The organism is Pseudomonas sp. KB_15 (assembly GCF_052114525.1).
Lineage (GTDB): Bacteria > Pseudomonadota > Gammaproteobacteria > Pseudomonadales > Pseudomonadaceae > Aquipseudomonas.
Map to the genome: position 1 here is coordinate 274,595 of NZ_JBFREX010000003.1, position 11,369 is coordinate 285,963.

At 60.2% G+C, this 11,369-nt stretch carries 16 protein-coding genes; 11 read left to right on the forward strand and 5 right to left on the reverse strand.

What is annotated here, in order from left to right; all coding sequences use genetic code 11:
• Positions 1-5 precede the first annotated feature (5 nt).
• The 10 genes from AB4Z35_RS05430 to AB4Z35_RS05475 all read left to right on the forward strand — a co-directional run bounded on the left by AB4Z35_RS05430 (position 6) and on the right by AB4Z35_RS05475 (position 6,946).
• On the forward strand, positions 6-692 hold the full coding sequence (locus AB4Z35_RS05430; protein ID WP_442096268.1) for a YggS family pyridoxal phosphate-dependent enzyme: 687 nt from the start codon (positions 6-8) through the stop codon (positions 690-692).
• 35 nt (positions 693-727) lie between these two features.
• Entirely contained in the window at positions 728-1,546 is an 819-nt protein-coding gene (gene proC / locus AB4Z35_RS05435; RefSeq protein ID WP_442096269.1) for a pyrroline-5-carboxylate reductase, read from the forward strand.
• A gap of 10 nt (positions 1,547-1,556) precedes the next feature.
• Complete coding sequence (locus tag AB4Z35_RS05440; protein WP_442096270.1) at positions 1,557-2,147, forward strand: YggT family protein; 591 nt, start codon at positions 1,557-1,559, stop codon at positions 2,145-2,147.
• 4 nt (positions 2,148-2,151) lie between these two features.
• Entirely contained in the window at positions 2,152-2,448 is a 297-nt protein-coding gene (locus AB4Z35_RS05445; RefSeq protein WP_442096271.1) for a DUF167 domain-containing protein, read from the forward strand.
• A 141-nt stretch (positions 2,449-2,589) separates the two neighbouring features.
• On the forward strand, positions 2,590-3,729 hold the full coding sequence (gene metX / locus AB4Z35_RS05450; protein ID WP_442096272.1) for a homoserine O-succinyltransferase MetX: 1,140 nt from the start codon (positions 2,590-2,592) through the stop codon (positions 3,727-3,729).
• 7 nt (positions 3,730-3,736) lie between these two features.
• Positions 3,737-4,357, forward strand: coding sequence for a methionine biosynthesis protein MetW (gene metW / locus AB4Z35_RS05455; RefSeq protein ID WP_007975398.1), 621 nt, complete (start codon positions 3,737-3,739; stop codon positions 4,355-4,357).
• Between the two features lie 26 nt (positions 4,358-4,383).
• On the forward strand, positions 4,384-4,818 hold the full coding sequence (locus tag AB4Z35_RS05460) for a DUF4426 domain-containing protein (protein ID WP_007995454.1): 435 nt from the start codon (positions 4,384-4,386) through the stop codon (positions 4,816-4,818).
• Positions 4,815-5,411, forward strand: a complete 597-nt coding sequence (rdgB, locus tag AB4Z35_RS05465; protein ID WP_007987823.1) for an RdgB/HAM1 family non-canonical purine NTP pyrophosphatase — start codon at positions 4,815-4,817, stop codon at positions 5,409-5,411. Before AB4Z35_RS05460 ends, rdgB begins: the two co-directional genes overlap by 4 nt.
• Positions 5,408-6,613, forward strand: a complete 1,206-nt coding sequence (gene hemW / locus AB4Z35_RS05470; protein ID WP_442096273.1) for a radical SAM family heme chaperone HemW — start codon at positions 5,408-5,410, stop codon at positions 6,611-6,613. The genes rdgB and hemW overlap by 4 nt, the downstream gene beginning before the upstream one ends.
• Positions 6,614-6,622: 9 nt before the next feature.
• Entirely contained in the window at positions 6,623-6,946 is a 324-nt protein-coding gene (locus AB4Z35_RS05475) for a DUF3392 domain-containing protein (RefSeq protein ID WP_007995458.1), read from the forward strand.
• Between the two features lie 117 nt (positions 6,947-7,063).
• Here AB4Z35_RS05475 and trmB read toward each other — a convergent pair whose 3' ends face one another.
• The 4 genes from trmB to AB4Z35_RS05495 form a co-directional block, all read right to left on the reverse strand.
• Entirely contained in the window at positions 7,064-7,789 is a 726-nt protein-coding gene (gene trmB, locus AB4Z35_RS05480) for a tRNA (guanosine(46)-N7)-methyltransferase TrmB (protein WP_007995461.1), read from the reverse strand.
• 9 nt (positions 7,790-7,798) lie between these two features.
• Positions 7,799-8,593 (reverse strand): thiazole synthase, encoded by a 795-nt coding sequence (locus AB4Z35_RS05485; RefSeq protein ID WP_007975390.1) that lies wholly within the window; start codon positions 8,591-8,593, stop codon positions 7,799-7,801.
• Between the two features lie 211 nt (positions 8,594-8,804).
• Positions 8,805-9,005: a sulfur carrier protein ThiS gene (thiS, locus tag AB4Z35_RS05490; RefSeq protein ID WP_442096465.1), complete on the reverse strand. Its 201-nt coding sequence runs from the start codon at positions 9,003-9,005 to the stop codon at positions 8,805-8,807.
• A gap of 83 nt (positions 9,006-9,088) precedes the next feature.
• Positions 9,089-9,457, reverse strand: a complete 369-nt coding sequence (locus AB4Z35_RS05495; RefSeq protein ID WP_007995465.1) for a DUF423 domain-containing protein — start codon at positions 9,455-9,457, stop codon at positions 9,089-9,091.
• Positions 9,458-9,531: 74 nt separating this feature from the next.
• Between AB4Z35_RS05495 and mtgA the strand changes: the two genes are divergently transcribed.
• Positions 9,532-10,254, forward strand: coding sequence for a monofunctional biosynthetic peptidoglycan transglycosylase (mtgA, locus tag AB4Z35_RS05500; protein ID WP_442096274.1), 723 nt, complete (start codon positions 9,532-9,534; stop codon positions 10,252-10,254).
• Between the two features lie 162 nt (positions 10,255-10,416).
• On the opposite strand, the gene rpoH is transcribed toward mtgA, so the two are convergent.
• Positions 10,417-11,271: an RNA polymerase sigma factor RpoH gene (gene rpoH, locus AB4Z35_RS05505; RefSeq protein WP_007975386.1), complete on the reverse strand. Its 855-nt coding sequence runs from the start codon at positions 11,269-11,271 to the stop codon at positions 10,417-10,419.
• Between the last annotated feature and the right edge of the window lie 98 nt (positions 11,272-11,369).

Below are 11,369 nucleotides of genomic sequence, written 5' to 3' on the forward strand. Positions count from 1 at the left end.
TCTTGATGTCCACCATAGCAGACAACATTCTCGAAGTTAGTTCGCGCATCCATGCTGCTGCACTCGCTGCCAACCGAGCCGAAAACAGCGTCCAGCTGCTGGCCGTGAGCAAGACCAAACCCGCACAAGACCTGCGTGAAGCCTACGCCGCCGGCCTGCGTGACTTTGGCGAGAACTACCTGCAGGAAGCGCTGGGCAAGCAACTCGAACTGGCCGACCTGCCCTTGATCTGGCACTTCATCGGCCCCATTCAATCGAACAAGACTCGTGCTATCGCCGAGCACTTCGACTGGGTGCATTCCGTGGATCGCCTGAAAATCGCGCAACGCCTGTCCGAACAACGTCCCGCCGATTTGCCGCCCCTGAACATCTGCATTCAGGTCAACGTCAGCGGTGAAGCCAGCAAATCCGGCTGTACCCCGGCTGACCTGCCAGCCCTGGCCAATGCCATCAACGCCTTGCCGCGCTTGAAGTTGCGCGGGTTGATGGCTATCCCTGAGCCGACTGAAGATCGCGCCGCCCAGGACGCCGCGTTTGCTGCCGTGCAAAGCCTGCAAGCCAGCCTGAACCTGCCACTCGACACACTTTCCATGGGCATGAGCCACGACCTTGAGTCGGCCATAGCCCAGGGCGCCACCTGGGTCCGCATCGGTACGGCCCTGTTTGGCGCCCGCGATTACGATCGGCCGTAACCCATGGCTGACTCTCTTCTTTATAAGGACCTGACATGAGCAAGACGCGTATTGCCTTTATCGGTGCCGGCAACATGGCCTCCAGTCTGATCGGCGGCCTGCGGGCCAAGGGTCTGGAAGCGGCGCAGATCCGCGCCAGCGATCCGGGCGAAGAAACCCGCGCCCGCGTGAGTGCTGAACACGGCATCGAAACCTTCGCCGACAACGCCCAGGCCATCGATGGCGCCGACGTCGTCGTCCTCGCGGTCAAGCCACAGGCAATGAAAGCCGTGTGCGAAGCGATTCGCCCAAGCCTCAAGCCCCATCAACTGGTGGTGTCGATTGCCGCAGGCATCACCTGCGCCAGCATGAACAACTGGCTTGGCGCCCAGCCGATCGTGCGCTGCATGCCCAATACCCCGGCGCTGCTGCGTCAGGGCGTGAGTGGGTTGTTCGCCACCGAACAAGTCACGGCGCAACAACGCCAGCAAGCCCAGGAGCTGTTGTCGGCAGTCGGCATCGCCCTGTGGCTGGACGAGGAACAGCAACTGGATGCGGTCACCGCCGTTTCCGGTAGCGGCCCTGCATATTTCTTCCTGCTGATCGAGGCCATGACCGCCGCCGGCGTAAAACTCGGCCTGCCGGCGGACATCGCCGCGCAATTGACCCTGCAAACCGCACTGGGCGCCGCGCACATGGCCGTCTCCAGCGACGTCGACGCGGCCGAGCTGCGCCGCCGTGTCACCTCGCCTGCGGGCACCACAGAAGCCGCAATCAAGTCGTTCCAGGCCAATGGCTTTGAAGCCATGGTCGAAAAAGCACTCGGCGCTGCCGCGCATCGCTCGGCCGAGATGGCCGAACAACTGGGTCAATAAGGAGCTTTTCATGATTGGATTGAACACCGCAGCGGTCTACGTGCTGCAAACCCTCGGCAGCCTGTACCTGCTGATCGTGCTAATGCGCTTCGTGCTGCAACTGGTGCGGGCAAACTTCTACAACCCGATCTGCCAGTTCGCCGTGAAGGCCACCCAGCCGCTGCTCAAGCCGCTGCGCCGGATCATCCCGAGCGTGTTCGGCCTGGACATGTCCTCGCTGGTGCTGGCGATCCTGGTGCAACTGGCACTGATGGCCCTGACCCTGTTGCTGACCTACGGCACCACCGGCAACCCCCTGCAATTGCTGATCTGGTCGTTCATCGGTGTGACCGCACTATTCCTGAATATCTTCTTCTTTGCCCTGATCATCAGCGTGATCCTGTCCTGGGTCGCACCGGGCAGCCATAACCCGGGCGCCGAACTGGTGAACGACATCTGCGAGCCGGCCCTGGCGCCGTTCCGCAAATTCCTGCCGAACCTGGGCGGGCTTGATCTGTCGCCGATCTTTGCGTTCCTGGCGATCAAACTGATCGACATGCTGGTGATCAACAACCTCGCCGCCGTGACCATGATGCCGCAAATCCTCCGCGTGTTGATCTGACCCGGTGAGCTGGTTTCGCTGGGACGGTGACGACCTGATTCTGGAATGTCACCTGCAACCGGCAGCCCGTAGCGATGACTTCGCCGGGCTGCACGGCGATCGCCTGAAGATTCGCCTGACCGCGCCGCCGGTCGAGGGCAAGGCCAACGCGTATCTGATGGCGTTTTTGGCCAAGGCCTTTGGCGTGTCCAAGAGCCAGGTCAGTTTAATCAGCGGTGAGTTGAACCGGCAGAAACGGGTGCGGATCTGCTCGCCGAAGAAGTTGCCGGATTTGCCTGATCTGGTGCGCCCGGCGGACTGACCGTGTCATCGTTCATCGCGAGCAAGCTCGCTCGCGAATGGCGCACCTCGGTCTGAATGAATCAAATCAGGCCCGGCCTTTGCTTGCCGCTAACCCCAGCGGTCTTTAGACTTACGCCTCATTTCAATGAGAGCAGGGTCGATGCCAGCTGCCTTTCCCCCCGATTCTGTTGGTCTGGTGACGCCGCAAGTGGCGCACTTCAGCGAGCCGCTGGCTTTGGCCTGTGGACGTTCGCTCCCGGCCTATGACCTGATTTACGAAACCTACGGCACGCTCAACGCCGCGGCGAGCAACGCCGTGCTGATCTGCCACGCCTTGTCCGGGCACCACCACGCCGCCGGTTACCACAGCGCCGACGACCGTAAACCCGGTTGGTGGGACAGCTGCATCGGCCCCGGCAAGCCGATCGACACCAACAGGTTCTTCGTGGTCAGCCTGAACAACCTCGGCGGTTGCAACGGCTCCACCGGCCCGAGCAGCATCAACCCGGACACCGGCAAGCCGTTCGGCGCCGATTTCCCGGTCCTGACCGTCGAAGACTGGGTGCACAGTCAGGCGCGCCTGGCTGATCGTCTCGGCATCACCCGGTTCGCGGCCGTGATCGGCGGCAGCCTCGGCGGCATGCAGGCGATGCAATGGAGCATCACCTACCCTGACCGCATCCGTCACTGCCTGGCCATCGCCTCGGCACCCAAGTTGTCGGCACAGAACATCGCGTTCAACGAAGTGGCGCGCCAGGCGATTCTCACCGACCCGGAATTCCACGGCGGTTCGTTCCAGGAACACAACGTGATCCCCAAGCGCGGCCTGATGCTCGCGCGGATGGTCGGGCACATCACCTACCTGTCCGACGACTCCATGGGCGAAAAATTCGGCCGCGGGCTCAAGAGCGAGAAGCTCAACTACGACTTCCACAGCGTCGAGTTCCAGGTTGAAAGCTACCTGCGTTATCAGGGCGAAGAGTTCTCCGGGCGCTTCGATGCCAATACGTATCTGTTGATGACCAAAGCGCTCGATTACTTCGATCCGGCAGCGAACTTCGACGATAACCTGGCAAAAACCTTTGAAGGTGCCAAAGCCAAGTTCTGCGTGATGTCGTTCACCACCGACTGGCGCTTCTCCCCTGCCCGTTCGCGGGAACTGGTGGACGCGCTGATGGCCGCGCGCAAGGACGTCTGCTACCTCGAGATCGACGCACCGCAAGGCCACGACGCCTTTCTGATTCCGATCCCGCGCTATCTGCAGGCATTCGGCAATTACATGAACCGCATTACGTTGTGAGAAAGCCATGAGAGCTGATCTGGAAATCATCCAGGAATGGATCCCCGCCGGCAGCCGCGTGCTCGACCTCGGGTGCGGCGATGGCGAACTGCTGACCTGGCTGCGCGATAACAAGCAAGTCACCGGTTATGGCCTGGAAAACGACGCCGACAACATTGCCGAGTGCGTGGCCAAGGGCATCAACGTCATCGAACAGGACCTGGACAAGGGCCTGGGCAACTTTGCCAGCAACAGTTTCGACATCGTGGTCATGACCCAGGCGCTGCAAGCGGTGCACTATCCGGACAAGATCCTCGAGGAAATGCTGCGCGTAGGCCGACAGTGCATCATCACCTTCCCCAACTTCGGTCACTGGCGCTGCCGCTGGTACCTGGCGAGCAAGGGCCGGATGCCGGTTTCCGAGTTCCTGCCGTACACCTGGTACAACACGCCGAACATTCACTTCTGCACCTTCGCGGACTTTGAAGCCTTGTGTCGCGAACGTGAAGCGAAGGTCATTGATCGGCTTGCGGTGGATCAACAGCATCGACACGGGTGGGCCAGTAAGCTATGGCCTAATCTGTTAGGTGAGATCGGAATCTACCGCGTCAGCAGTCCGGGACTTTCCGACCACAAGGTCGCGGTCTGATCCACCCTATTTCAAGGAGAACGATCATGGGTCGTCTTGCTTTGTTTCTACTTACTGCCTGCCTGAGCGTCACCGCCATGGGCGCCGAACCCATCAAGAGCGAGCGCCAGGAAACCTTCGGCGACGTGACGGTGCACTACAACACCTTCAACTCCACCTACCTGACCCCGGACATTGCCAAGTCCGCCGAACTGATCCGCAGCAAGAACCAGGGCGTGATCAATATCTCGGTGCTCAAGGAAGGCAAGCCACTGATAGCCCAGGTGAGCGGTTCGGTCAAAGACCTGACCAGCCAGACCGTGCCACTGAAGTTCAAACAGATCACCGAACAAGGTGCGATCTACTACATCGCGCAGTATCCGGTAGATCAACCGGAGGTCCGCACTTTCGACATCAAGGTGCAGACCGGTGACAAAATCAACACCATCAATTTCAACCAAGAGCTCTTCCCCGGCCAATGATCAACTTCACGCAACTCGTATTGGCCAGCCATAACGCCGGCAAACTCAAGGAACTCCAGGCCATGCTCGGCGAGTCGGTGCATCTGCGCTCGATCGGCGAGTTCAGCAGCGTCGAGCCTGAAGAAACCGGTTTGTCGTTCGTCGAGAACGCCATCCTCAAGGCCCGTAATGCCGCGCGCATTTCCGGCCTGCCGGCGCTGGCCGACGATTCCGGGCTGGCGGTGGATTTCCTTGGCGGTGCGCCCGGCATCTACTCGGCGCGCTATGCCGACGGCAAGGGCGATGCGGCGAACAACGCCAAGTTGCTCGACGTGTTGAAAGACGTGCCTGAAGCCGAGCGTGGTGCGCAGTTCGTCTGCGTGCTCGCATTGGTGCGCCACGCCGATGATCCATTGCCGATCCTCTGCGAAGGTTTGTGGCACGGGCGAATACTGACCCAGGCCAGCGGCGAACACGGTTTTGGCTACGACCCGCTGTTCTGGGTGCCGGAGCGCGATTGCTCCAGCGCCGAGTTGAGCCCGGGCGACAAGAACCAGATCAGCCACCGCGCCCGTGCAATGGATCTGCTGCGCCAGCGTCTGGGCTTGAAATGACCCATGAATCATCCACGTCGCCGCTGATCTTCGGCGGCGACGTTCAATCGCCTCGGGCGGCCCTGCCAGCACTGCCGCCGCTGGCGCTGTATATCCACATCCCGTGGTGTGTACGCAAATGCCCTTATTGCGACTTCAACTCCCACACCGCCAGCCCCGTGCTGCCGGAAGAAGAGTACGTCGACGCCTTGCTGGCCGATCTCGATCAGGACCTGCACGCCGTTTATGGTCGTGATCTGAGCTCGATCTTCTTTGGTGGCGGTACGCCAAGCCTGTTCAGTGCTGATTCGCTGTGTCGCTTGCTCAAAGGCGTCGAACAGCGCATCCCGTTTGCCAGCGACATCGAAATTACGCTGGAAGCCAATCCGGGGACATTCGAGCAAGACAAGTTCGTGGCGTACCGGAAACTGGGCATCAATCGCTTGTCGATCGGCATCCAGAGTTTTCAGCAAGAAAAGCTCGAAGCCCTGGGCCGCATCCACAACGGCGACGAAGCCGTACGCGCCGCCGGTATGGCGCGGCAGGCCGGGTTCGATAACTTCAACCTGGACTTGATGCATGGCTTGCCGAATCAGTCCCTGGACGATGCCTTGGCCGACCTGCGCACAGCCATCGCCCTGAAACCGACACACCTGTCGTGGTATCAACTGACCCTGGAACCGAACACGGTGTTCTGGAACCAGCCGCCGACGCTGCCGGAAGACGACACGCTGTGGGACATCCAGGAAGCCGGGCAAGCGCTGCTGGCCGAACACGGTTACGCCCAGTACGAAGTCTCGGCCTATGCCCTGCCCGGACGTCCGGCGCGACACAACCTCAACTACTGGAGTTTTGGCGATTTCATCGGCATCGGTGCCGGCGCCCACGGCAAGCTCAGCCACCCGGACGGGCGCATTGTTCGCACCTGGAAAACCCGCTTGCCGAAGGATTACCTGAATCCGGCGAAAAGCTTTCAAGCCGGTGAGAAAGCGCTGACCAATGATGAGATGCCGTTCGAATTCCTGATGAACGCGCTGCGCCTGACTGAAGGCGTCGAATCGCGGCTATACCCGGAACGTACCGGCATGACGCTGGAAAGCCTTGCTGAAGGCCGCCGTGAAGCCGAACAAAGCGGCCTGTTGCAGGTCGAACCGTCACGCCTGGTAGCCACCGAACGCGGACAACTCTTCCTCAACGACTTGCTGCAGAAATTTCTGACATAAGGAAATCGAATGGATTTGGTACTCGACCTGCTTGCCACCGTGTCTCGCTGGAGCCGCAGCAATCTCTCGGAAATCGCCCTGGCCCTGGTGGGCTGCCTGCTGGTGCTGTTTGGTGCGGATTTCAAAGGCTGGGTCGAGCAGCGTCTGGGCAGCATCGCCGGCGCCTTGCGCGTGCCACTGATGTCCCTGCTGTGCATGATTGGCAGCGGCGCGGCGCTGATCTACGCCACACCATGGATCGTGCGCGGCTTGAGTCAGTTCAACAACTACAGCCTGGCGCCGGTGTTGCTGGTGGTGTTGGTGTTGATTGGCGTGGTCGCGGATCGCCGCTAACCCTGCAGCACACACAAAACGACTGTGGGAGCGAGCTTGCTCGCGATGGGGCCATAACATCCAACATCTCTGTTGACTGTCAGGCCGCCATCGCGAGCAAGCTCGCTCCCACAGATTTTACGCCAGTTTTTCGAACTTCAAATCCCACACGCCATGCCCAAGACGTTCGCCACGGCGTTCGAACTTGGTGATCGGCCGTTCGGCCGGGCGCGGTACGCACTTGCCGTCTTCGGCGAGGTTGCGGTAACCCGGCGCAACGTTCATCACTTCCAGCATGTATTCGGCGTACGGCTCCCAGTCGGTGGCCATGTGCAGAATGCCGCCGACCTTCAACTTGCTGCGTACCAGCTCAGCGAAGGACGCCTGGACAATGCGACGTTTGTGATGACGGCTCTTGTGCCACGGGTCCGGAAAAAACAGCATCAGGCGATCGAGGCTGTTATCGGCCACACAGCGGTTGAGCACTTCGATGGCATCGCAATCGTAGACCCGCAGGTTGGTCAAACCCTGGGTCAACACGCCATTGAGCAGCGCCCCGACACCCGGACGGTGCACTTCGACGCCGATGAAATCCTGATCCGGCGAAGCCGCTGCCATTTCCAGCAGCGAATGGCCCATGCCGAAACCGATTTCCAGCGAGCGCGGTGCCGAGCGACCGAACACCTGGTCGAAGTCCACCGGCGCATCGGCCAGCGGCAGCACGTACAGCGGCGCGCCCTGCTCCAGGCCGCGTTGCTGGCCTTCAGTCATGCGCCCGGCACGCATCACGAAACTCTTGATGCGGCGGTGTTGGCGCTCGTCGCCTTCTTCCGTCTGGATTGGCGTGTCGTTCGATTCAGTCATCAATGGCTCTTACTTGATCAGACCATCCAGCGGCGAAGAGGCGCTGGCATAGAGTTTTTTCGGCATACGGCCGGCGAGGTAAGCCAGGCGGCCTGCGACGATCGCATGTTTCATGGCTTCAGCCATCATGACCGGCTGCTGGGCATGAGCGATGGCCGAGTTCATCAGCACAGCATCACAACCCAGTTCCATGGCAATGGTGGCGTCGGAAGCGGTACCGACACCGGCATCCACCAGTACCGGGATTTTGGCTTCTTCGAGGATGATCTGCAGGTTGTATGGATTGCAGATCCCCAGACCCGAACCAATCAAGCCCGCGAGCGGCATGACGGCGATGCAGCCGATTTCCGCCAGTTGCCGGGCGATGATCGGGTCATCACTGGTGTAGACCATCACGTCGAAGCCTTCCTTGACCAGCGTTTCGGCGGCCTTGAGGGTTTCGATCACGTTGGGAAACAGGGTTTTCTGGTCGGCCAGCACTTCCAGCTTCACCAGGTTGTGTCCATCGAGCAGCTCACGGGCCAGGCGGCAGGTGCGCACGGCTTCGATGGCGTCGTAGCAACCGGCAGTGTTCGGCAGGAAGGTGTAGCGATCCGGCGACAGCACTTCGAGCAGGTTCGGCTCGCCCTCGATCTGGCCGAGGTTGGTACGGCGCACGGCGAAAGTCACGATCTCGGCACCCGAGGCTTCGATGGCCAGGCGGGTTTCTTCCATGTCACGGTACTTGCCGGTACCGACCAGCAAACGCGACTGGTAAGTACGACCGGCCAGGACGAAAGGCTTGTCGCTACGAACGATGCTCATGGGAAATCCTCTGTAGGGGTGAGGTTCTTGCAGAATTCCTTATTAACCAAACGCTGTGAAAACGTCGCGAGCGAAGGAAAGACAAGGCAAAAACAGGCGAGGAAGCGGAGTTTACGGGTTGTAAATGAGCATTCCGAGCCTGTTTTTAACGCAGTATTTCTTGCGTGCGCCGAAGGCGCCCAGCACGCAGCAGTTTTCACAGTGTTTGGGGCTAGCCGCCGCCGATGGCGTGCACCACTTCGACGTTGTCGCCGTCGTTCAACGCGGTGTGTGCATGCTGACTGCGCGGGACGATATCCAGATTGAGTTCGACCGCCACCCGGCGTCCGGTCAGGTCCAGACGGGTCAGCAGGGCCGCAACGGTTTCACCGTCGGGCAGTTCAAAGGATTCGCCGTTCAACTGAATGCGCATGCCGGATGCCGCCATCATTTTTAGGGGCAGGCATTCTAGCTTGATCATGACCTAAAGGTCAGCAACAAGCGTCAAGCGGTAGGTTACAAACGCCAGGCGGCCAGGCCCAGGCAAAACCAGCCCACCAGGAAGGCCAGGCCACCGAACGGGGTGATGATGCCGAGCTTGCTGATGCCCGTCAGCGTCAACACATACAGGCTACCGGAGAACAGCAGGATACCGATGGCAAACGATGCGCAGGCCCAAGTGGCGAGTCGACCGGGAATTTGCGTGGCCAGCGCGGCAACACCGAGCAGCGCCAGGGCATGCACCAGTTGATAGGTGACGCCGGTATGGAAGATCGCCAGGTACTCGGCGCTCAGGCGGCTTTTCAGGCCGTGGGCGGCAAAGGCCCCGAGACCGACACCGGTGAAGCCGAAAAAAGCGGCCAGCATCAGAAAGCCACGCAGCATGCAGAACTCCAGTCAGTTTCGATCCAAAGGGTCTGTATAATGGCCCGCTCAACGGGTTCGGCCAAGCCATCTCTATGCTGCGTATCTATTTCCGTCGTTTCACCAAGGCCGTACTCTGGTTCATGGGTGGCAGCGTATTGCTGGTGCTGATATTTCGCGTGGTGCCGCCACCAGGGACGACGCTGATGGTCGAGCGCAAGATCGAATCCTGGTTTGACGGCGAACCCATCGACCTGCAACGGACCTGGAAACCCTGGGACGAAATCTCCGACGACCTGAAGGTGGCGGTGATTGCCGGCGAAGACCAGAAATTCCCTGAGCACTGGGGCTTCGATATCGGCGCGATTCAGGCGGCGTTTGCCCACAACGAGCGCGGTGGTTCGATCCGTGGCGCCAGCACCCTGAGCCAGCAAGTCTCGAAAAACCTGTTCCTGTGGTCTGGCCGTAGCTGGCTGCGCAAAGGCCTGGAAGCCTGGTTCACCGGGCTGATCGAAGTGTTCTGGCCCAAGCAGCGGATTCTTGAGGTGTACCTCAACAGTGTCGAGTGGGATGACGGTGTGTTTGGCGCCGAAGCGGCGGCCCGGCATCACTTTGGCGTGAGCGCTAAAGGCCTCAGCCGCCAGCAGTCGAGCTTGTTGGCCGCCGTACTGCCCAATCCTCGTGTGTGGAGTGCGAGCCATCCGACCACCTACGTTTCACGTCGGGCCGGCTGGATCAGGCAGCAGATGAGTCAGTTGGGCGGGGACAGCTATCTGGTCGGGCTGAACGATTCGCGCCGGGCTCCCTGGGCGCAATAACTGATCATAATTCTTCAGACCCTGAAAACCACTGTGGGAGCGGACTTGCCCGCGATGACGGCCTGACATTCAACTTTTATATTGAATGTTCGGACCTCATCGCGAGCAAGCTCGCTCCCACAGGATCAATGACCGGGGCGTTTTTTATTGCCAGGTCGCCGATTACGCGGCGATCGACAACTTGAGCTTGTTCATCGCGCTCTTCTCGAGTTGGCGAATACGCTCGGCCGACACGTTGTACTTCTGCGCCAGGTCGTGCAGCGTGGCTTTTTCTTCCGCCAGCCAGCGCTGGTAGAGGATGTCACGGCTGCGGTCGTCCAGCACTTCCAGTGCTTCGTGCAGGTTGTGGTTGGAGTTGTCGCTCCAGTCGGCATCTTCCAGTTGACGGGCCGGGTCGTACCGGTGGTCTTCCAGATAGTTGGCCGGCGACTGGAAAGCACTGTCGTCGTCCGCTTCGGCAGCCGGGTCGAAGGCCATGTCATGGCCAGTCAGGCGACTTTCCATCTCGCGCACTTCCCGAGGCTCTACACCCAGGCTTTCTGCCACGCGATGGACTTCCTCGTTGTTCAACCAGGCCAGGCGCTTCTTCTGGCTGCGCAGGTTGAAGAACAACTTGCGCTGGGCCTTGGTGGTCGCGACTTTCACGATGCGCCAGTTGCGCAGGATGAACTCGTGGATTTCCGCCTTGATCCAGTGCACGGCAAAGGACACCAGGCGCACCCCCATTTCCGGGTTGAAGCGCTTCACGGCCTTCATCAGGCCAACGTTGCCTTCCTGGATCAGGTCAGCCTGAGCCAGGCCGTAGCCGGAATAGCTACGGGCGATATGTACGACAAAACGCAGGTGGGCGAGCACCATCTGCCGAGCCGCCCCCAAATCCTGCTCATAATAGAGACTCTCGGCCAGTTCACGCTCCTGCTCCGGCGACAGCAATGGAATGCTGTTGACGGTGTGCACATAGGCCTCCAGGTTCGCACCCGGGACCAGAGCATATGCAGGTTGCAAAGAATTGGTCATACGAAAAAACCTCCGACTTACAAACTCGTGCAGTTCAGCACTGCGAAAATTGACCGGAAACCGAAAAACAAGTTCCCTAAAACCCAAAAACGCTGAAA

Bases quoted from the DNA above. Each gene is read 5' to 3' on its own strand.
- AB4Z35_RS05430 (WP_442096268.1), top strand. From the start codon at position 6: ATGTCCACCATAGCAGACAACATTCTCGAAGTTAGTTCGCGCATCCAT.
- proC (WP_442096269.1), top strand. From the start codon at position 728: ATGAGCAAGACGCGTATTGCCTTTATCGGTGCCGGCAACATGGCCTCC.
- AB4Z35_RS05440 (WP_442096270.1), top strand. From the start codon at position 1,557: ATGATTGGATTGAACACCGCAGCGGTCTACGTGCTGCAAACCCTCGGC.
- metX (WP_442096272.1), top strand. From the start codon at position 2,590: ATGCCAGCTGCCTTTCCCCCCGATTCTGTTGGTCTGGTGACGCCGCAA.
- metW (WP_007975398.1), top strand. From the start codon at position 3,737: ATGAGAGCTGATCTGGAAATCATCCAGGAATGGATCCCCGCCGGCAGC.
- AB4Z35_RS05460 (WP_007995454.1), top strand. From the start codon at position 4,384: ATGGGTCGTCTTGCTTTGTTTCTACTTACTGCCTGCCTGAGCGTCACC.
- rdgB (WP_007987823.1), top strand. From the start codon at position 4,815: ATGATCAACTTCACGCAACTCGTATTGGCCAGCCATAACGCCGGCAAA.
- hemW (WP_442096273.1), top strand. From the start codon at position 5,408: ATGACCCATGAATCATCCACGTCGCCGCTGATCTTCGGCGGCGACGTT.
- AB4Z35_RS05475 (WP_007995458.1), top strand. From the start codon at position 6,623: ATGGATTTGGTACTCGACCTGCTTGCCACCGTGTCTCGCTGGAGCCGC.
- trmB (WP_007995461.1), bottom strand. From the start codon at position 7,789: ATGACTGAATCGAACGACACGCCAATCCAGACGGAAGAAGGCGACGAG.
- AB4Z35_RS05485 (WP_007975390.1), bottom strand. From the start codon at position 8,593: ATGAGCATCGTTCGTAGCGACAAGCCTTTCGTCCTGGCCGGTCGTACT.
- thiS (WP_442096465.1), bottom strand. From the start codon at position 9,005: ATGCGCATTCAGTTGAACGGCGAATCCTTTGAACTGCCCGACGGTGAA.
- AB4Z35_RS05495 (WP_007995465.1), bottom strand. From the start codon at position 9,457: ATGCTGCGTGGCTTTCTGATGCTGGCCGCTTTTTTCGGCTTCACCGGT.
- mtgA (WP_442096274.1), top strand. From the start codon at position 9,532: ATGCTGCGTATCTATTTCCGTCGTTTCACCAAGGCCGTACTCTGGTTC.
- rpoH (WP_007975386.1), bottom strand. From the start codon at position 11,271: ATGACCAATTCTTTGCAACCTGCATATGCTCTGGTCCCGGGTGCGAAC.